The sequence below is a fragment of the Halorhodospira halophila SL1 genome (assembly GCF_000015585.1).
Taxonomy (GTDB): domain Bacteria; phylum Pseudomonadota; class Gammaproteobacteria; order Nitrococcales; family Halorhodospiraceae; genus Halorhodospira; species Halorhodospira halophila.
This window is the reverse complement of the sequence record NC_008789.1, coordinates 1,795,765-1,814,325: the sequence shown is the minus strand read 5'-3', so window position 1 is coordinate 1,814,325 and position 18,561 is coordinate 1,795,765. Positions and strand designations below refer to the sequence as shown.

Below are 18,561 nucleotides of genomic sequence, written 5' to 3'. Positions count from 1 at the left end.
GCGCGGGAGCGGCCGCCCCCGGCGCCGGCGGATGCCGCCCAGATCGAGGGGTTTCTCGATGCCCTGTGGGCCGAACAGGGCCTGTCTGCAGCGACCCTCTCGGCCTATCGCTCGGACCTGGAGGGGTTCGCGGCGTTCCTTCAGGGGCGCGGCGTGGACGGGCTTGTCGCCGCGGGTCGCGGCGATGTCTTCGCCTACCTGGCCGAGCGGGTCGCTGCGGGGGCGCGGCCGCGCACAACGGCGCGTCTGCTGAGCAGCCTCCGACGCTTCTACCGTCGGCTGGTATCCACGGGGGAGCGCAGCGACGATCCCACCGCCGAAGTCGAGGCGCCCCGTCTCGGCCAGCCCCTGCCCGGCGCGCTGACCGAACGTCAGGTTGAGGCCCTGCTTGCGGCACCGGATACCGGTGATCCGCTGGGGCTGCGGGACCGGTGCCTGCTCGAGGTGCTCTACGCCACCGGGCTTCGCGTCTCGGAGTTGGTGGCCTTGCGCGTGGATGGAGTGAGTCTGCGTCAGGGGGTCGTGCGAGTGATCGGCAAGGGCGATCGGGAACGCCTGGTCCCGCTTGGCGAAGAGGCTGTCGACTGGGTGCGTCGATACCTTGAGGAGGTGAGGCCGCTGCTGCTCGACGGTCGAGCCGCGGAGGCGCTATTCGTGACGCGCCGTGGTGAGGGGCTGACGCGTCAGGCGTTCTGGTACCGGGTCAAGCGCTACGCGGCCGCGGCGGGGATTGACCCGGCGATCTCGCCGCATACGCTGCGCCACTCGTTCGCCACCCACCTGATCAACCACGGGGCGGATCTGCGTGTTGTACAGATGCTGCTGGGCCACGCCGATCTGTCCACCACCCAGATCTATACCCACGTGGCCCGGCAGCGTCTGCAGCAACTTCACGCCGCGCACCATCCGCGCGGCTGATATCTGCCGGAGGCTCAGCGCTCTAGGTGCTGGAGCTTGTCCGGCTTGCCGTCCCACTCCTCGGCGTCCGGCGGCGGATCCTTCTTCTCGGTGATGAGTGGCCACTTCTGGGCGAGCTCGGCGTTGAGCTCGAGGAAGTGCTCCATGGACGGCGGCAGGTCGTCCTCGGAGTAGATGGCCTCGGCCGGGCACTCCGGCTCGCAGAGGGTGCAGTCGATGCACTCATCCGGGTCGATGACCAGGAAGTTCGGCCCTTCGTGGAAGCAGTCCACGGGGCAGACCTCCACGCAGTCGGTGTACTTGCACTTGATGCAGTTCTCGGTGACGACGTAGGTCATGTAACTGGCTCCGTTGCCGTTTCAGGTCCTTCACCTGGAGGTGACGATGCCCAACCGGGCACCATACCCGCGGCGAGCATTCTAACGACTCATGCACCGCGCTCCTACTCCTTGCACTGTGCCTTGAGCCAATAGATGGTCTCGAGGGCGTCCCGCGGGGTCAGCCCATCGGGATCGAGGTTTTCGACCGCTTCACGGATCGGGTCGGGCTCGGGCTCCGGCTGCGCCGGTGGCGGGAACACCGGCTCGGGGCCGAACAGCGGCAGCTGTGCCGAGCCGGTGTCGCCGCCATCCCCGGACTCCAGGCTGCGCAGCTTCTCCCGGGCGGCCTTGAGGACCTCTTGCGGCACACCGGCCAGCGCGGCGACCTGGAGGCCGTAGCTCTGGTTGGCGGGGCCATCGCGCACGGCGTGAAGGAAGACGATGCGTTCGCCATGTTCCGCCGCCTCGAGGTGGACGTTGACCACGCCGGGGTGGATCTGTTCGAGGGCGGTCATCTCAAAGTAGTGGGTGGCAAACAGCGTGAAGGCCCGGATGCGCGTGGCCAGCCGCTCGGCGGTGGCCCAGGCCAGGGCCAGGCCGTCGAAGGTGCTGGTGCCCCGGCCGATTTCATCCATCAGTACCAGGCTCTCGGCGGTGGCGTTGTGGAGGATGTTGGCCGTTTCGGTCATCTCCACCATGAAGGTGGAGCGGCCGGAGGCGAGGTCGTCGGCCGCCCCGATGCGCGTGAAGATGCGGTCGATGGGGCCGAGCACTGCGCGCTGGGCCGGCACGAAAGCGCCGGCGTAGGCGAGGAGGGCAATCAGAGCGGTCTGGCGCATGTACGTCGATTTGCCCCCCATGTTCGGCCCGGTGATCAGGAGCATCCGCCGGCGGTTGTCCAGGCGCACATCGTTGGGCACAAAGGGGGCGTCCAGGGCCTGCTCGACCACGGGGTGGCGACCGCCCTCGATCCGCACACCAGGGGTGTCGGCCAGCTCGGGCTGGACGTAGTCGAGGCTGCGCGCCCGTTCGGCAAAGGCGGCCAGGGCGTCTAGCTCGGCCAGGGCTGAGGCGCTGCGCTGCAGTGGGGTCAGTTCGGAGGCGAGGTCGGCGACGAGCTGCTCGTAGAGGGCCTTCTCGCGGGCCAGGGCGCGCTCGCGCGCGGAGAGGACCTGCTCCTCGAAGCGTTTGAGCTCCGGGGTGATGAATCGCTCCGCGGCCTTCAGGGTCTGGCGGCGCGTGTAGCGTTCCGGCATATGGCCGCTCTGGCTGCGGCTGACTTCAATGTAGTAGCCGTGGACCCGGTTGAAGCCCACCTTGAGCGTCGGGATCCCTGTCGCTGCGCGCTCCTCGGCCTCCAGGGCGGCCAGGTAGTCGTCGGCGTTGCGCGACATTGAGCGCAGTTCGTCGAGCTCGCCGTCGAAGCCGTCGGCGATGACCCCACCGTCGCGCACGGTCGCGGGCGGGGTATCGATGATCGCCCGCTGCAGCAGGTCGACGGTTTGCGGGTGCTCATCGAGTTCGACGCCCAGTGCCTGCAGGCGGTGGCTGTTGAGTTGTCCGAGCAGGATCTGCAGCTGCGGCAGGCGCTCGAGGGCGTCGCGCAGGCCGGTCAGATCCCGCGGGCGGGCGGTGCCGAGGGCGACCCGGGCGAGGATGCGTTCGACATCGGCGCAGCCTTCCAGGGTGCTGCGGACGTCGGCGAAGGCGCCGTCGGCCAGCGCGGCCACCGCGGCATGGCGGGCGGCGATGGTCTCGCGCCGGCGCAAGGGGCGCTGTAGCCAGCGGCGCAGCAGTCGGCCGCCCATGGCGGTGACGCTGGTATCGATCACCGAGGCCAGGGTGTGTTCGGTGCCGCCGGAGAGATTGTGTTCAATCTCCAGATTGCGTCGGCTGGCGGCATCGATGGTGATGGCCTCATCCCGCGACTCGACGGTCAGTGCGCCAACATGCGGCAGCGCGGCCCGCTGGGTCTCGTTGAGATATTGCAGGAGCGCCCCGGCTGCGGTGACCGGGGCGTGCAACTCTTCGGCGCCGAAGCCGGAGAGGTCGTGGGTGCCGAGTTGGCGCAGGAGCAGGCGCCGGGCCGAATCGTATTCGAAGTGCCACGAAGGGCGGCGCTGCGCCACACACCCCCCTTCCGGTGCGGGCGTCTGGTCGTCATCCGGGAGGATCAGTTCGGCGGGGCGCAGGCGTTCGAGCTCTGCGGTGAGGGCCTCCTGATCGGGGGCCTCGAGCACGGAGAAACGCCCCGAGGAGAGCTCCAGCGAGGCGACACCAAAACGGCCTTTCGGCCCCGGAGCCACAGCGGTGAGCAGGTTGGCGCTGCGCTCCTCGAGCAGCGCATCCTCGGTCAGGGTGCCGGGGGTAACCACCCGGACCACCTGGCGCTCCACGGGCCCCTTGGTGGTGTTGGGGTCACCGATCTGCTCGCAGATGGCCACCGATTCGCCGAGGCGGACCAGCCGCGCCAGATAGCTTTCCACCGACTGGACGGGTACACCGGCCATGGGGATGGGCGCGCCCGCCGACTCCCCTCGAGTGGTCAGGGTGATGTCGAGGAGTTTCGCGGCACGCTCGGCGTCCTCATAGAATAGCTCGTAGAAATCACCCATCCGGTAGAACAGCAGGGTCTCGGGGTACTCGGCCTTGATGCGCAGGAACTGCCGCATCATCGGGGTATGCCCGGCGCCATTGGTGGCGGTTTCAGCCTCTTGGGTCGCTGCCATGGGGGTGGTTCCGGTGCCGCGTTGAATGAGGGGGAGATATGGTACACGACGACCGGTCACTGCAAGAGTCTGCGCTCAGGGTTGGCGAGGCCCTGCAGCGGGGGGGGCTGAGCCTGGCCGTGGCCGAGTCTTGCACGGGCGGCCTGCTCGCTAAGATCCTGACCGATGGCGGCGGGGCGTCGAACTGGTTTGAGCGTGGTCTGGTGGTCTATAGCAATGCAGCCAAGCGCGACCTGGCCGGGGTCCCGGAGCGGCTGATCGAGGAACACGGTGCAGTCAGCCAGGTGGTGGCCGAGGCCCTGGCCTTGGGGGTGCTGGGGCGCGCCCCGGTGACCCACAGTGTGGCGATCACCGGTGTCGCCGGTCCCGACGGCGGCACGGTGAGCAAGCCGGTGGGAACGGTCTGGATCGCCTGGGGGTCGCCGGCCGGGGTCGATGCGCGGCCGTGTCGGTTCGCGGGCGACCGGGATACCGTGCGTCGGGCGAGCGTGGCCGAGGCGCTGAACGGGGTACTGGATCGTTGTCCGGGGGCGTGACGGCGGCAAGCTCTTCCCGCAGGCTGTTAGAATCGTTCGACAGTGCCGGGTGAAAGACTCGGTTGGGTTGTGGAATAATCCGCGAGCTTGGCGGCGGGCCGGTGGCAGGGACGCAGACCGGGTCGAAAAGGCGCCGGAGCCCGTCATTAGAGGGCAATCATGCGACGAGGTGGAACCGCAATGGACGACGATCGCAAAAAGGCGCTTGGCGCCGCGTTGGGACAGATCGAGAAGCAGTTTGGCAAGGGCGCCGTGATGCGCATGGGCGATGCTCGTGCCGTACGTGGCGATGTCAAGAGCATCTCCACCGGGTCCCTGGCCCTGGACGTGGCGTTGGGTATTGGTGGCCTGCCGCGGGGACGGGTGGTGGAGATCTACGGGCCGGAGTCGTCCGGGAAGACGACCCTGACCCTGCACATCATCGCCGAGGCGCAGAAGGCGGGTGGGGCAGCGGCGTTCGTCGATGCCGAGCACGCCCTGGACCCGGATTACGCCGAGGCGGTCGGGGTCGATATCAACGACCTGCTCGTCTCCCAGCCGGATACCGGCGAGCAGGCGCTGGAGATCGCCGACATGCTCGTCCGCTCGGGCGGGCTCGATGTGGTGGTGGTCGACTCGGTGGCTGCCCTGACGCCCAAGGCCGAGATCGAGGGCGAGATGGGTGATTCGCACGTTGGCCTGCAGGCGCGGCTGATGTCCCAGGCGCTGCGCAAGCTCACCGGCAGCATCCAGCGCTCCAATACCCTGGTGGTGTTCATCAACCAGATCCGCATGAAGATCGGCGTGATGTTTGGCAGTCCGGAGACCACCACCGGCGGCAATGCGCTGAAGTTCTACTCCTCGGTGCGGATGGACATCCGCCGCCTCGGTGCCATCAAGAAGGGCGACGAGGTCCTCGGCAACGAAACCCGGGTCAAGGTGGTCAAGAACAAGATGGCGCCGCCGTTCAAGCAGGCGGAGTTCGAGATCCTCTACGGAGAGGGCATTTCCCGCGAGGGCGAGATCATCGATATGGGCGTGGCCCAGGGCTTTGTGGATAAATCCGGTGCCTGGTACAGCTACAACGGGGACCGGATCGGGCAGGGTAAGGACAATGCGCGGCAGTTCCTGCGCAACAACCCGCAGATCGCCGCGGATATCGAGGCTCGCATCCGCGAGAAGGTCTTGGGTACCGCCTTGCCGGAAGCCGAACCGACCGAGGATGCCGCCTCCGACACCGAGCAGAAGTCCGGCAAGGGGTCATGAGCGAGGCCGGGGCGGCATCCGAGGCGGTACGTGATGCCGCCCTGCGTTTGTTGGCCCGGCGCGAGCACACGCGGCGTGAGCTGGCTCAGAAGCTGGCCCGGCGTGGCCACGACCCCGGGTATGTGCACCCGGTGCTCGAGGCACTGGCCGAGGAGGGGCTGCTGGATGAAGGGCGGTTCGCGGAGGTCTTTGTGCGCAGTCGCGTGGAGCGCGGCCAGGGACCGGTGCGCATCGCCCAGGAGCTGCGTCAGCGCGGCGTGGCGGACGGAGTGATCGACGAGGTACTGGAGGACGCCGAAGTCGACTGGCTGGCACAGGCCCGTGCGGTCCGTGAGCGCCGCTTCGGCGCGGGCGTGCCGGCGGATCGGCGAGAGGCGCTGCGGCAGGCACAATTCCTGCAGCGGCGAGGGTTCACAGCGGATCAGGTGCGCGCGGCTGCGGCCGCCGCGGACGAAGACGACGAAAGGGGCCCGTATGGGTGAGAACATGACATCGGCGCAGTTGCGCGCCGCCTTCCTGGACTTCTTCAGGGAGCGGGGGCACGAGGTCGTGCCGAGTTCGCCGTTGGTGCCGGCCAACGACCCGACGCTGCTCTTTACCAACGCCGGGATGGTCCCGTTCAAAGAGGTCTTCCTGGGGCGGGAGCAGCGCGGCTACCAGCGGGCCACCAGTAGCCAGCGCTGCGTGCGCGCCGGCGGTAAGCACAACGACCTGGAGAACGTCGGCTACACGGCCCGGCACCACACCTTCTTCGAGATGCTGGGCAACTTCTCTTTCGGCGACTACTTCAAGCGGGATGCCATCCGCTACGCCTGGTCGTTCTTGACCGAGGTGGTGGAGCTTCCGCCCGAACGGCTCTGGGTGACGGTCTACGAGGATGACGACGAGGCCGCGCAGATCTGGCTGGAAGAGATTGGCGTGGATCCGGCGCGGTTCCGCCGGATCGGTGCCCACGACAATTTCTGGTCCATGGGGGATACCGGGCCGTGCGGGCCGTGCTCGGAGGTCTTCTACGACCACGGTCCCGAGGTGCCGGGCGGGCCGCCGGGTTCCGATGAAGAGGATGGTGACCGGTACATCGAGGTCTGGAACCTGGTGTTCATGCAGTACGACCGCGATGCCGAGGGCAACCTGAACCCGCTGCCGAGTCCTTCCATCGACACCGGGATGGGCCTGGAGCGCCTGGCCGCGGTCCTGCAGGGCGTCCACGACAATTTCGAGACGGACCTGTTCACCCCGCTGATCGATGCCGCCGGCGAGATCGCCGGGGTCAGCGATCGGCGCAAGCCCTCGCTCAAGGTAGTTGCCGACCATATCCGCGCTTGTTCGTTCCTGATCGTTGATGGGGTGTTGCCCTCGACGGAGGGGCGCGGGTACGTGTTGCGCCGGATCATCCGGCGGGCGGTACGCCACGGATATCAGTTGGGCATCGATGAGCCGTTCTTCTACCGCCTGGTCGATCCGCTCGATGCGGTCATGGGCGAGGCATTCCCGGAGCTGCGTGACCGCCGTGAATTCGTCGAAAAGATCCTCTTCCAGGAGGAGAAGCGGTTCCGCGAGACGCTGGAAGACGGACTCGCGCTGCTTGACGAGTACCTCGGCGGGAACGACAGCGGGGTGATCGATGGCGAGGTGGTGTTCAAGCTCTACGATACCCATGGCTTCCCGGTGGACCTGACCGCGGATATCGCCCGCGAGCGCAACCTTGAGGTGGACTATCAGGGCTTCGAGGCGCGCATGGCCGAGCAACGGGAGCGCGCGCGCGCGGCTAGCCGGTTTGGCGGGGCGCGTGAGGAAGTGGTTGACGCGGGCGAGAGCCGCTTCACCGGCTACGAGACCCTCGAGGATGTCGGCTCGGTGATCGGGCTGTATCAGGACGGCCGCTCGGTACAGCGGTTGCAGCCCGGCGAAGAGGGGATGGTGGTCCTCGACCGGACTCCGTTCTACGCCGAGTCGGGTGGTCAGGTGGGCGATCGCGGCGAAATCCTCGCCAACGGTCTACGCTTCCGGGTAGCGGACACCGTGAAGCAGGGCGAGGCCCATGGTCACCTGGGGCGTCTGGAATCGGGCGAGCTGGGTGTCGGCGATCAGGTTACCGCGCGGGTGGATCGTGGCACCCGCGAGGCAACGGTCCGCAACCACTCCGCCACGCACCTGCTGCACGCCGCGCTGCGCGAGATCCTGGGGGATCATGTTCAGCAGAAGGGATCCCTGGTGGCGCCGGATCGCCTGCGTTTCGACTTCTCCCACTACGAGGCGCCGTCGCGGGAAGACCTGGAACGGATCGAGGCGCGCGTGAATCAGGAGATCCTCACCAATCACCCCGTCGAGGCGGCGCACATGGCCTACGAAGAAGCAGTCCAGGTCGGAGCTATGGCGTTGTTCGGCGAGAAGTACGGGGATACGGTGCGGGTGATCTCCCTGGGGGACTATTCCCAGGAGCTCTGTGGTGGCACCCACGCCGCCCGGACTGGGGACATCGGGTTGTTCAAAATCATCGACGAGACGGGTGTGGCCGGCGGCGTGCGGCGCATCGAAGCGATCACTGGTGAGCGGGCCATCGGCTGGGTCCAAGAGGCGGAAGGGCGGTTGAATCGGTTGGCAGATCTCCTGCGTGTCGGGCCGGACAACCTGGTGATGAAGGTCGAGCAGCTCAGCGAGCGCACCCGCGAGCAGGAGAAAGAGATTGAGCGCCTCAAGCAGAAGCTCGCTACGCAGGCCGGGCGTTCGCTGTTGGATGATGCCGGTGAGGTTGCCGGTGTCCGCTTCTTGGCCACCTGCGTTGAAGGGGGTGGCAAGGGGTTGCGGGATACCCTGGATCAGCTCAAGAACCAACTCGGCAGTGGCGTGATCGTGCTGGCGGCGGTTCAGGGCGAAAAGGTCCAGCTGGTAGCGGGTGTAACCAAGGATCTGACCGATCGATTGGCCGCCGGCGATCTGGTCAATCATGTCGCCGCCCAGGTTGGGGGGCGCGGCGGAGGGCGGGCGGACTTCGCCCAGGCAGGGGGTAAAGACCCAAGCCACGTCAATGATGCGTTGGCTTCAGTCGAAGCTTGGATTAAGGATAACTTGACTTAATGGCGTCTCATACTCATCCTAGCATGCTTTCAATAGGAGGCTGAGACGCCCCTGCTAGCTGAGGAATGCCCATGGGGCTGGTAGTCAAAAAATTCGGTGGGACATCGGTCGGGACGACCGAGCGCATCCAGGCAGTGGCCGAGCAGGTCAAGGCAAGTCGTGAGGCCGGAGACGATGTGGTCGTGGTCGTCTCCGCTATGAGCGGCGAGACCAATCGCCTGGTTGAGCTTGCCGAGTCGATTCACCCAAATCCGCCAGCACGCGAGGTGGATGTCCTGTTGTCCACCGGTGAGCAGGTCACCATCGCGCTGCTTACGATGGCGCTGGAGCAGATCGATTGCCCCGCGCGCTGCTACACCGGTGCGCAGGTGCGGATTCTGACCGATAGTTCATTCAGCAGGGCGCGAATCCTCGATATCGATGCCGAGCCGTTGCAAGAGGATCTGCAGCGGGGACGTGTCGTGGTGGTTGCGGGCTTTCAGGGTGTCGACGAGGAAGGCGCGCTCACCACGCTGGGCCGTGGTGGTTCCGATACTACGGCCGTGGCGCTGGCAGCCGCACTGGAAGCGAGCGAGTGCCAGATTTATACCGACGTGGATGGGGTCTACACCACCGACCCGCGCGTCGTACCCGAGGCGAGGCGGTTGGACCGTATAACGGTCGACGAGATGCTGGAACTCTCCAGTCTGGGCTCCAAGGTCCTGCAGATCCGGGCGGTAGAGTTTGCCGGCAAGTACCGCGTGCCCCTGCGGGTGCTGTCTAGCTTCGAAGAAGGGCCTGGAACGCTCATCACCTACGAGGAAGAAGGAATGGAAGAGCCGCTGATTTCCGGTATTGCGTTCAACCGCGACGAGGCGAAGATCTCCGTCATCGGTGTGCCGGACACGCCAGGGATCGCGGCCAAGATCCTCGGGGCGGTTGCCGAGGCGAACATCGAAGTGGACATGATCATCCAGAACATCAGCCAGCAGGGGCTGACGGATTTCACCTTTACGGTCCACAAGCGCGATTATCAGGCCACCCTGGATCTGGTCCGGGACAACGCTGAGCAACTCGGAGCCCGGGAAGTCTATGGCGACGACAAGATTGTCAAGCTCTCCCTGGTCGGGGTCGGGATGCGTTCCCACGCCGGCGTGGCGAACACCATGTTCCGTGCGTTGTCCAACGAGGGGATCAACATTCAAATGATCTCGACTTCGGAGATTAAGATCTCGGTGGTTGTCGAAGAGAAATACTTGGAGCTTGGCGTGCGCGCCTTGCACAAGGCCTTCGAGTTGGATGTACAGCCCGTGGCCGAGCTTGAGGGTCTCTCCGACGAGTAGCGCAGTTTCCGCCCTTTGGGGATCAGGCCTGAGGGTGCTTCAGGAGTCGGGTCGCTCCGAAGGGCGAAGCGGCCGCCCGCTCAAAAGGCGCCGGTGGCGGTGGCATAATCAAGGAGTAAAGTTCGATGCTGATACTCACGAGGAGAGTGGGCGAGACGCTGATGATCGGTGACGACGTCAGTGTCACGGTGCTCGGGGTCAAGGGTAACCAGGTACGGATCGGCGTGAATGCCCCGCGGGATGTCTCCGTGCACCGCGAAGAGATCTATGAGCGGATCCGGCATGAGAAGGACGGTGACGTCCCGGAGGCGGCGCCCGGGCAGGGTGCGGATCCGCAGTAGCTCGAGGGTTTACTCGGAGGGGGTCTATCCCTTAAGGTACGCACCTTAACGGAGAGATGGCCGAGTGGCTGAAGGCGCTCCCCTGCTAAGGGAGTAAGGGCGAAAGCCCTTCGAGGGTTCGAATCCCTCTCTCTCCGCCAGAACAAGGGTTGACGCAAAACGCGTTAAACGGCAAAATAAAGCGCTTTATAGCGCCGGTAGCTCAACTGGATAGAGCATCTGACTACGGATCAGAAGGTTGGGGGTTCGAATCCTCCCCGGCGCGCCAGACTCGAAAGCCCGGCCTAAGGCCGGGCTTTTTTGTGTGCGTCACAGTGACTCGTCCAGCGCCTGCCGCCCGACCCAGTCCCGGGCGAACTGCCAGGCCACCCGTCCGCTGCGCGAGCCCCGGTCCAGGGCGAAGGCTAGCGCCGCCTGGCGGACGGACTCGCTGTCGCCATCCGATCCACCGAGATACTCGATCCAGCCGCGCACGATCTCCAGGTAGCGCTCCTGGGCGAAGGGGTGGAACGACAGGCGAATCCCGAAGCGTTCGGACAGCGAGATGCGTTCTTCGACGCCGTCGCCGTGATGCAGCTCGCCTTCGCTGAAGTGGGCCTGCCGGTTGTCTGCCATCTGCTCGGGGATCAGGTGGCGGCGGTTGGAGGTGGCGTAGAGCAGGGCATTGTCAGTGCGACTGGTCAGGGAGCCGTCTAGGACGGCCTTGAGTGCCCGGTACTGTTGATCGCTGGCGTCAAAGGAGAGGTCGTCGCAGAAGACGATGAACCGCTCGGGACGCCGGGCAAGCAGCGACAGCAGGTCGGGCAGGTCGATCAGGTGCTCCGGTTCGATCTCGACCAGGCGCAGTCCCTGCTCGGCGTAGGCCGTGTGCAGGGCCTGGATCAGTGACGACTTGCCGGTGCCGCGGGCGCCCCAGAGCAGGGCATTGTTCGCCGGCAGTCCGGCCAGGTGCTGCCGGGTGTTGCGGATGAGGGTCTCCTTCTGGCGGTCGATGCCGCGCAGCTGCTGGAACGGCACCTGCGGGGAGGCGCCGATGGGTTCCAGCCATCCGCTGCCGGCGCGGTGGCGCCACCGGAACGCCGTGGCGGCATTCCAGTCCGGGGTCGGGTCGCCGGGCGGTAATAGCGGCTCAATGCGCTCGAGGAGCTGCTCGGCACGATCCAGAAACTGTTCGAGGCGGTCCATGGCCCTCCCTTCTTCGTTGGCGTTGAGCCCGTCCCCTCGGACCCAGTTGTTACGATGGTGGCTATGATTCATTTCAACGATATCACCCTGCGGCGTGGTGCTGATCCCCTCTTGGAGGGGGCGAGCGCGACCATCTATCCGGGCCACAAGGTCGGGCTGATCGGTGCGAACGGCTCGGGCAAGAGCAGTCTCCTGGCCCTGCTCCGCGGCGAGCTGGCCACCGATCGTGGCGCGGCCGAGTGGCCCGATGGCTGGCGGATTGCCTGGATGGCCCAGGAGACGCCAGCCCTGGAGCAGTCAGCGCTGGACTTTGTCCTCGATGGCGATGGCGCCCTGCGGGCGGCCGAACAGGAAGTGGCGGCCGCGGAGCGGTCCGGGGATGGGCATCGGATCGCCTCCGCCCACGCCCGGTTTGAGGCCGCGGACGGGTACAGCGCGCCGGCGCGGGCCGAGGAGCTGCTGCACGGCCTGGGGTTTGAGCCCGCCGACTCCCGGCGGCCGGTGTCGGCATTCTCCGGTGGTTGGCGGGTGCGTCTCAGTCTGGCTCAGGCGTTGATGACGCCATCGGATCTGTTGCTGCTGGACGAGCCGACCAACCACCTCGATCTCGAGGCCGTCCTCTGGCTGGAGCAGTGGCTGCGGGGCTACGCCGGCACCCTGTTGGTGATCTCCCACGACCGGGTGTTGCTCGACCGAGTCGTCGACGAAGTGCTGCACATCGAGCAGCGGCAACTGACCCTCTATAGGGGTGGCTACAGCGATTTCGAGCGCCAGCGTGCAGAGCGCCTGGCCCGGCAGCAGGCACTCTACGAGAAGCAGCAGCGCGAGATCGCGCACATGCAGCGGTTCATCGATCGGTTCCGGGCGAAGGCGAGCAAGGCCCGGGCGGCGCAGAGCCGGATCAAGGCGCTTGAGCGCATGGAGCGGGTCGCCCCGGCGCATGCAGACTCACCCTTTCAGTTCGACTTTACCGGCTCGCCTGCGGTCGCCAACCCGCTGATGACCCTGGATCGGGTGGACCTGGGTTATGCCACGGATCCGGTACTCCGCGGCGTTACCCTAGGTCTGGCGAAAGAGGACCGTGTCGGCCTGCTGGGCCCCAATGGCGCCGGCAAGTCGACCCTGGTGCGGGCCCTGGCTGGGGATTTGGTCCCGCTGGCTGGGGAGCTTGCGCAGGCGTCGGGTCTGCGGGTCGGCTACTTTGCCCAGCACCAGCTTGAGCAGCTAGACCTGTCAAGCAGCCCCCTGGAGCACCTCCAGCGCCTGGCGCCGGAGGCGTCGCGGCAGCGGCTGCGCGATTTCCTGGGTGGTTTCGCCTTCATGGGTGATCAGGCCACCGAGCCGGTCGCCCGGCTCTCCGGTGGGGAGAAGGCCCGGCTGGTGTTGGCGCTGCTGGTCTGGCAGCAACCGAATCTGTTGCTCCTCGATGAGCCGACGAACCACCTGGATCTGGAGATGCGTCATGCGCTCACCCGGGCCTTGCAGGGGTTTGCGGGAGCGGTGGTGGTGGTGTCCCACGACCGCAGTCTGTTGGCGGCGACCGTGGAGCGCTATTGGCTGGTTGCCGATGGCGCCGTTCGTGAGTTCGACGGTGACCTGGATGACTACCACCGTTGGCTGGTCGAGCGCCGTCGAGCGGAGGGGGCGAGTGGGCGTGGCGGTGGTGACGTCACGCAGGGCCCAGCGTCCGAGCCCGTCCGTACGGCGGAGCACCGCAAGGCGGAGCGGCGTCGCCAGGCTCAGCAGCGAGCGGCGCTCAGGCCGCTGCGTGAGCGCGCCCAGGACCTGCTCGAGCAGATCGAGGCGTGCGATCAGGCGTTGGCGCGCCTGGAGGCGCAACTCGCCGATACGGAGCTCTACAGCGGAGACCATGAGGAGCTGACCGGACTGCTACAGGAGCAGGGCCGTCTGCAGCGCGAGCGTGATGCACTGGAGGTTCAGTGGGTCCAGGCCGAGGAGGCGGTGGAGGCAGCCCAGGCTGCGGGGCAGTAGCCGAGAGGAGTGCGGGCGGCGTCGTTGGGACGGTGAAGCCGGCCGGGCGCTGGGCGCCCGCCCGGCCGGGGTGCCCAGCGCTTCAGGCGCTCAGATCGCTGCGGATCTGCTCCCGGATCCGGTGGATCCAGATCAGCGCGCCGACGATCAGTGCCGCGCCGATGCCCAAGACCGTGAGCTGCTCGGGGTTGGACAGCAGCTCGATCTGCTTGCCTGGCGCGAGGTCCGTCAGCACCTTGCGGCTGGCGTCGTCTGCAGTGGCGCACACCTGGCCGAAGACGAACCCGCAGTAGAGGATGGCGGTGCCGAGAAACCCCAGCAGTGCCGCCTGTCGGATGCCCTCGCACTGCTGGTAGCCGCGCTCGTAGTCCCAATAACCCAGGGCTGTACGCTGGAACTCGAACTCCGCGGCGCGGAGTTTGCCGCCGATCTTCTCGTAGAGGAAGAAACTGATGCCGATCAGCACCGCGGCGATGGCGACCCACGGGGTGACCGCAAGGTGCTCGCTCCAGAACTGCTCCACCAGGTAGGCAGTGACCAGGTGCGCTACCAGGAGGATCGCCAGAACGCTGCCCCAGAGCAGTGGGATCCGGCGATTGGTGTAGGTTCGTAGCGCTTCAATAATCTCTTCGTTGCGTTTCATAAGCCAATCCTTTCCGTTGTCCGCTCCGGTGCGTGGGGCGAGGGCGCCCGGGGCTTCGCGCGGAGCAATCCGCTAGCAGCGCGGCATTAACCTACTCGCCGGTGTCTGTGGCTGCAAGCAGTCAGGGTATTTTTCTGCGTCCAGGATATCGGATTCTTGGGCCGCGCTGGTTACCCGTGGCTGACGTTGCCCAGCCGCTCCTGGAGTGTGTTGAACAGCTGGCGGGCCGGTTCGCTGGGCCGCCCGGCCCCGCGGTGGAGCGCCAGCTCGATGCTGGGCAATTCCGGCAACCCGCTCTCGGGTCCGAGTGTACGCAGATCCGGGTCAAGCATGGACGGCGTTAGAACGGTCACGGCCAGCCCGGAGCGCACTGCCGCGCGCAGCCCGGCCAGGCTGGTGCTGGTGTAGGCAATGCGCCACGGGAAATCGGCTGCCTCGAGGGCCTCCACGGCCTGCTCCCGGAAGGTGCACACGCCCTGTCGGGAGAGGGCGAGGGGTAGCGGGTCGCGTTCCTCGGCAGCGTAGTCGGCTGCAGCTGCCCAGATCAGAGGCTCGCGGCGCAGCACTTCGCCCCCCGGGCTCTTGGGCTGGCGCGTGACCACGGCCAGGTCGAGCTGCCCCGACTGGACCTGTTCGATCAGTTCGACGCTAAGGCCGCCGCTGACCTCGAGTTCGATGCCAGGGTAGCGGGCCTCGAAGTCGCTCAAGCTCTCAGGCAAGAACATGATGTAGTCGTCCGGGATCCCCAGTCGCACCCGCCCCCCCAGTCGCTCTTCCTGGAGTTCTTGCCAGGCGAGGGCATTTTGCTGCAACAGCCGGCGGGCGTGGGCAAGGAGTCGCTCGCCCTTGGTGGTTGTCGCTAGACGGCGCTGATCGCGGCGCAGCAACCGGTGTCCGGCCATTTCCTCGAGCCGCGTAATGTGCGCGCTGACAGTGGATTGGGCAAGGTGGAGCTGCTCGCCGGCGGCTGTGAAGCCGCCTTGTTCGACCACCGTGACGAAGGTCTGCAGGAGCGTCAGGTCGAGGATGCGTGTCTTCATAGGCTATCGAGATACATGATCGGATGATTACGAAGATTCGTTTGGAAGATCGCGGGATGGTCCCTATATTACGCAGCCCGTTCAGGCCCATCAAAAGGTTAGAGGAGGTTATGCGTTGCTGAATCGTGCGCTGCTTTCGGGTCTTGTGGCTGGCATTTTCTCGGTAAGCCTATGGGGCAGTCTGCCGCTATTGCGCCAACTTACCGAGTTGCCGGCCATGATGACGACGGTGGTGGCCCTCGCGGCGGCCGCCGCTGTCGCCTGGTGCTCGGCAATTTTTGTGCGCGAGCCCCACAGTCGAATGCCGGACCCGGATCTGAGCTATTGGCTCGGCGGCGTGCTCTCGCTTGTGGCAGCGCTGTACCTCTACTTTGCCGCTCTGGCCTGGGGAGAGCCGGCGCGGGTGACGCTGGTGACGTACCTGTGGCCGGTCGTCTTCGTGCTCGTCGCCAACTGGCTCGCCGGGTGCGGGGTGCAGCTGCGGGTGCTTCTCGGGATGGGGGTGGCGTTCATCGGTGTGGCGCCGCTGATCCTCGGCGACGCGCCTGCCGGGGCCGAGACGCCGCTGGTGGCCTACGTCTTTGGGGTGATCAGTGGCTGTGCCTGGGCGGCGTTCTCGGTCTATCTGACCCAGGCGGGTACGATCCCGTTCCGCGGCTACGCACGCATGTTTGCACAGGCCGCAGTGATCGCCGTGGTGCTCGCCGTGCTGTTCGGCGAGAGCGTCGGTACGCCCCAGAGTACGGACTGGTTGGCGGCTGCGCTGATCGGGGTCGGGCCCTACGGCATCGCCTTTATGACCTGGGGGTTTGCCCTGCGTAAGGGGCCCACCGGGTTGCTGGGTGTCCTGACCTACATGGTGCCGGTGATCTCCGCCGTGGTGCTGGTCCTCACCGGTTTCACCGAGCCGGAGCTCGCCCTGCTGGTTGCGGGCCTGGCCGTGGTGGGCGGCGCGCTGCTGGCCCAGAGTGCCGAGGCTCAGTCCGAGTCCGGCGCCGCCGAGCGAGATCCGGATGCGGTCGAGGATGCCTCAGCCCGCCGGGCGATGGACCGGGCCAGCCCCGAGAATATCAGGGAGTGAGCCGGGGCCAGGGCGTACCAGTAAAGGAGGCCCCAGACCCCGGCCGGGTGCCAGTGGTTGGCAACCGTGATCTTGGTCCCGCCCTCGGCTTGCGGTGTGAGTTCGATCTCCAGCACGCCGGAGCCGGGGGCCCGCATACCGAACCAGAGGGTGAGCCGGCGTTCGGGCTCTAGCCCGATGACCCGCCAGGAGTCGACCACATCACCTACCCGAAGCTCTGTGGGGTGGCGGCGGCCGTAATTCCTCCCCGGGCCGCCGACCATCCAGTCCAAGGTTTCGCGGATCTTCCACAGCGCATTGGCATAGTAGTAGCGGCTGTCGCCGCCGATGGCGGTGACAACCGGCCAGACGGTTTGGGGGTCGGCGGTGGTGATCGCCGACCCCTGGGCCTTCTTGGCGTAGTAGCTGTAGTCGATCCGGTAGTTGCGGAACATAAAGGCGCCTTCGGTCCAGCGCGCGGCCACGGTCTGCTCGCGCTCGGCGCGGAATACGTCCTGTACGGCGCTGCGGAAATCGCGTAGCTGCTGCGGTACCAGGTGGCGAATCTGGCTGTCATCGGCCCGGTAGTCCTCACGCAGGCCTTCGATGAGTGCCCGTGCGATGGGCGTGGGGACTGCAGTGACCAGGCGGAGCCAGTATGAAGAGAGCTTCGGAGTCAGCAGGGGGACCGGGATCACCGTGGGTGGGCGCCGCCCGGCCTCCTCGGCGAGGATGCGCATCATCTGGGCGTAGGTCAGGTGTTCCGGTCCGGCCACATCGAAGATCGCCCCGGCGGTTTCCCCGCATTGCGGGGCCCGGCGCAGGTACTCCAATAGATCCTGGAGCGCGATGGGCGGGGATTCGGCAAAGACCCAGCGCGGGGTAACCATCACCGGAAGATGGAGCACCAGGTCGCGCATGATCTCGAATGCCGCCGACCCTGGGCCGACGATGATCCCGGCGCGCAGCTCGGTAACCGGCACCGAGCCTTCTCGCAGGGTGTCGCCGGTCTGGCGGCGAGAGAGGATGTGCGCCGAGCGGGCCGACTCGGGCACGAGCCCGCCGAGGTAGACGATGCGGCGCACTCCGGCCTCGGCGGCGGCGGCCGCGAAGTTGCGGGCTGCCTCGACGTCCAGCGTGCCGAAGGTCTTGCCGGCCCCCATGGAGTGGACCAGGTAGTAGGCCACGTCGGCCCCCCGGAGGGCAGGCACCAGGGTCTCCGGTTTCAGAGCGTCCGCTGCGGCCAGCTCGGCCCCCTCCCAGCCGCGGGCCTCCAGGACCTCCCGGTTGCGCGCGACGGCCCTGACCCGACAGCCGGCGCCGAGCAGTTCGGGGACCAGGTGCGAGCCGATGTACCCGCTTGCGCCGAAGACCGCGAACAGGGGTGACTCGCTCGCTGCGGCGTCGGGGTTGGGGTGGTCTTGATCCATCATCCGGGTCGTCCCCTGCGTGTGAACTACTATGCAGTAGGATGGCTGATCGGGGCGAGAAGTTCATGGGTTGATTCGGACCTGTGACACCATGACTCGCAGAGAGTCGGGTAGAGGGGGATCGATGACAGGCGCAGCGAGGATGTTCCCGGGCATCCGGGTGGCGCTTCTGGCCACCGCGGGAGGGCTGATGCTCGCGGGTTGCACCGGGGCGCCCTCGGGGGTCGACCCCGTGGAGGGGTTCGACGCGGATCGTTATATGGGCGAGTGGTATTCAGTCAAGCGCCTCGATCATCGCTTTGAGCGCGGGCTGACCGATGTCAGCGCGGAGTACTGGAGCCGGGAAGACGGACGGGTCGGGGTGCGTAATCACGGCTACGATCCGGACGCCGGTGAGTGGCAGGAGATCGAGGGGACGGCCCGGTTCCAGGGGGAGCCGGAAGTGGCCAGTCTTACAGTGACCTTCACGTGGCCCATTCGCGGCGGTTACCACGTCATCGCTCTGGATGAGGCTGAGTATCAGTGGGCGATGGTCTCTGGCCCGACGCGCGGGTACCTGTGGATCCTCTCCCGAGAGCCGGATCTTGAGCAGGTGGTCCTGGACGACCTGATCCAGAAGGCCGGAGCGCTCGGCTTCGAGGTCGAAGAGCTGCAGCGCGTCGAGCACGGGGTGGCGCCATCAAGGTGAACATCGTGGCCCGCGTAGTCTGCGCCCGGGCGGG

The 18,561-nt window shown here is 66.7% G+C and carries 16 protein-coding genes and 2 tRNA genes; 12 read left to right on the top strand and 6 right to left on the bottom strand.

The genetic code is table 11. The features are described 5' to 3' along the window. Positions 1–42 precede the first annotated feature (42 nt). Entirely contained in the window at positions 43–918 is an 876-nt protein-coding gene (gene xerD / locus HHAL_RS08360; RefSeq protein ID WP_041595125.1) for a site-specific tyrosine recombinase XerD, read from the top strand. Positions 919–932: 14 nt separating this feature from the next. On the opposite strand, the gene fdxA is transcribed toward xerD, so the two are convergent. Both fdxA and mutS read right to left on the bottom strand, forming a co-directional pair. Continuing rightward, entirely contained in the window at positions 933–1,256 is a 324-nt protein-coding gene (fdxA, locus tag HHAL_RS08355) for a ferredoxin FdxA (protein WP_011814444.1), read from the bottom strand. A gap of 104 nt (positions 1,257–1,360) precedes the next feature. Next, positions 1,361–3,967 (bottom strand): DNA mismatch repair protein MutS, encoded by a 2,607-nt coding sequence (mutS, locus tag HHAL_RS08350; RefSeq protein ID WP_011814443.1) that lies wholly within the window; start codon positions 3,965–3,967, stop codon positions 1,361–1,363. Positions 3,968–4,005: 38 nt separating this feature from the next. Here mutS and HHAL_RS08345 point away from each other — a divergent pair, with 38 nt between their 5' ends. The 8 genes from HHAL_RS08345 to HHAL_RS08310 all read left to right on the top strand — a co-directional run bounded on the left by HHAL_RS08345 (position 4,006) and on the right by HHAL_RS08310 (position 10,757). Continuing rightward, positions 4,006–4,503 carry a CinA family protein gene (locus HHAL_RS08345; protein ID WP_011814442.1) on the top strand — a complete coding sequence of 166 codons (498 nt, stop codon included), beginning with the start codon at positions 4,006–4,008 and terminating at the stop codon, positions 4,501–4,503. Between the two features lie 180 nt (positions 4,504–4,683). Continuing rightward, entirely contained in the window at positions 4,684–5,748 is a 1,065-nt protein-coding gene (recA, locus tag HHAL_RS08340; RefSeq protein WP_011814441.1) for a recombinase RecA, read from the top strand. Further along, positions 5,745–6,230, top strand: a complete 486-nt coding sequence (gene recX, locus HHAL_RS08335) for a recombination regulator RecX (protein ID WP_011814440.1) — start codon at positions 5,745–5,747, stop codon at positions 6,228–6,230. The genes recA and recX overlap by 4 nt, the downstream gene beginning before the upstream one ends. 4 nt (positions 6,231–6,234) lie before the next feature. Continuing rightward, positions 6,235–8,826 (top strand): alanine--tRNA ligase, encoded by a 2,592-nt coding sequence (gene alaS, locus HHAL_RS08330; protein WP_011814439.1) that lies wholly within the window; start codon positions 6,235–6,237, stop codon positions 8,824–8,826. 71 nt (positions 8,827–8,897) lie between these two features. Next, positions 8,898–10,148: an aspartate kinase gene (locus HHAL_RS08325; RefSeq protein ID WP_011814438.1), complete on the top strand. Its 1,251-nt coding sequence runs from the start codon at positions 8,898–8,900 to the stop codon at positions 10,146–10,148. Between the two features lie 125 nt (positions 10,149–10,273). Then, positions 10,274–10,489: a carbon storage regulator CsrA gene (csrA, locus tag HHAL_RS08320; RefSeq protein WP_011814437.1), complete on the top strand. Its 216-nt coding sequence runs from the start codon at positions 10,274–10,276 to the stop codon at positions 10,487–10,489. A gap of 50 nt (positions 10,490–10,539) precedes the next feature. Beyond that, positions 10,540–10,629: transfer RNA gene (locus tag HHAL_RS08315), tRNA-Ser, on the top strand. A gap of 51 nt (positions 10,630–10,680) precedes the next feature. Continuing rightward, positions 10,681–10,757, top strand: a tRNA-Arg gene (locus HHAL_RS08310). 41 nt (positions 10,758–10,798) lie between these two features. On the opposite strand, the gene HHAL_RS08305 is transcribed toward HHAL_RS08310, so the two are convergent. Then, a complete protein-coding gene (locus HHAL_RS08305; RefSeq protein WP_011814436.1) occupies positions 10,799–11,674 on the bottom strand; it encodes an ATP-binding protein in 876 nt (291 codons plus the stop codon). Between the two features lie 63 nt (positions 11,675–11,737). On the opposite strand from HHAL_RS08305, the gene HHAL_RS08300 reads away from it, so the two are divergent. Further along, positions 11,738–13,666 (top strand): ATP-binding cassette domain-containing protein, encoded by a 1,929-nt coding sequence (locus HHAL_RS08300; protein ID WP_011814435.1) that lies wholly within the window; start codon positions 11,738–11,740, stop codon positions 13,664–13,666. A gap of 82 nt (positions 13,667–13,748) precedes the next feature. Here HHAL_RS08300 and HHAL_RS08295 read toward each other — a convergent pair whose 3' ends face one another. Further along, positions 13,749–14,309: a hypothetical protein gene (locus tag HHAL_RS08295; protein WP_011814434.1), complete on the bottom strand. Its 561-nt coding sequence runs from the start codon at positions 14,307–14,309 to the stop codon at positions 13,749–13,751. Positions 14,310–14,479: 170 nt separating this feature from the next. Beyond that, complete coding sequence (locus tag HHAL_RS08290; RefSeq protein ID WP_011814433.1) at positions 14,480–15,349, bottom strand: LysR substrate-binding domain-containing protein; 870 nt, start codon at positions 15,347–15,349, stop codon at positions 14,480–14,482. 145 nt (positions 15,350–15,494) lie between these two features. Here HHAL_RS08290 and HHAL_RS08285 point away from each other — a divergent pair, with 145 nt between their 5' ends. Next, a complete protein-coding gene (locus tag HHAL_RS08285) occupies positions 15,495–16,430 on the top strand; it encodes a DMT family transporter (RefSeq protein WP_244857318.1) in 936 nt (311 codons plus the stop codon). Here the strand turns inward: HHAL_RS08285 and HHAL_RS08280 are convergent. After that, positions 16,328–17,842 (bottom strand): SDR family oxidoreductase, encoded by a 1,515-nt coding sequence (locus HHAL_RS08280; RefSeq protein WP_011814431.1) that lies wholly within the window; start codon positions 17,840–17,842, stop codon positions 16,328–16,330. The two genes, HHAL_RS08285 and HHAL_RS08280, sit on opposite strands and share 103 nt — an antisense overlap. A 139-nt stretch (positions 17,843–17,981) precedes the next feature. Between HHAL_RS08280 and HHAL_RS08275 the strand changes: the two genes are divergently transcribed. Next, positions 17,982–18,527, top strand: a complete 546-nt coding sequence (locus HHAL_RS08275) for a lipocalin family protein (protein ID WP_041595123.1) — start codon at positions 17,982–17,984, stop codon at positions 18,525–18,527. Positions 18,528–18,561: the final 34 nt, after the last annotated feature.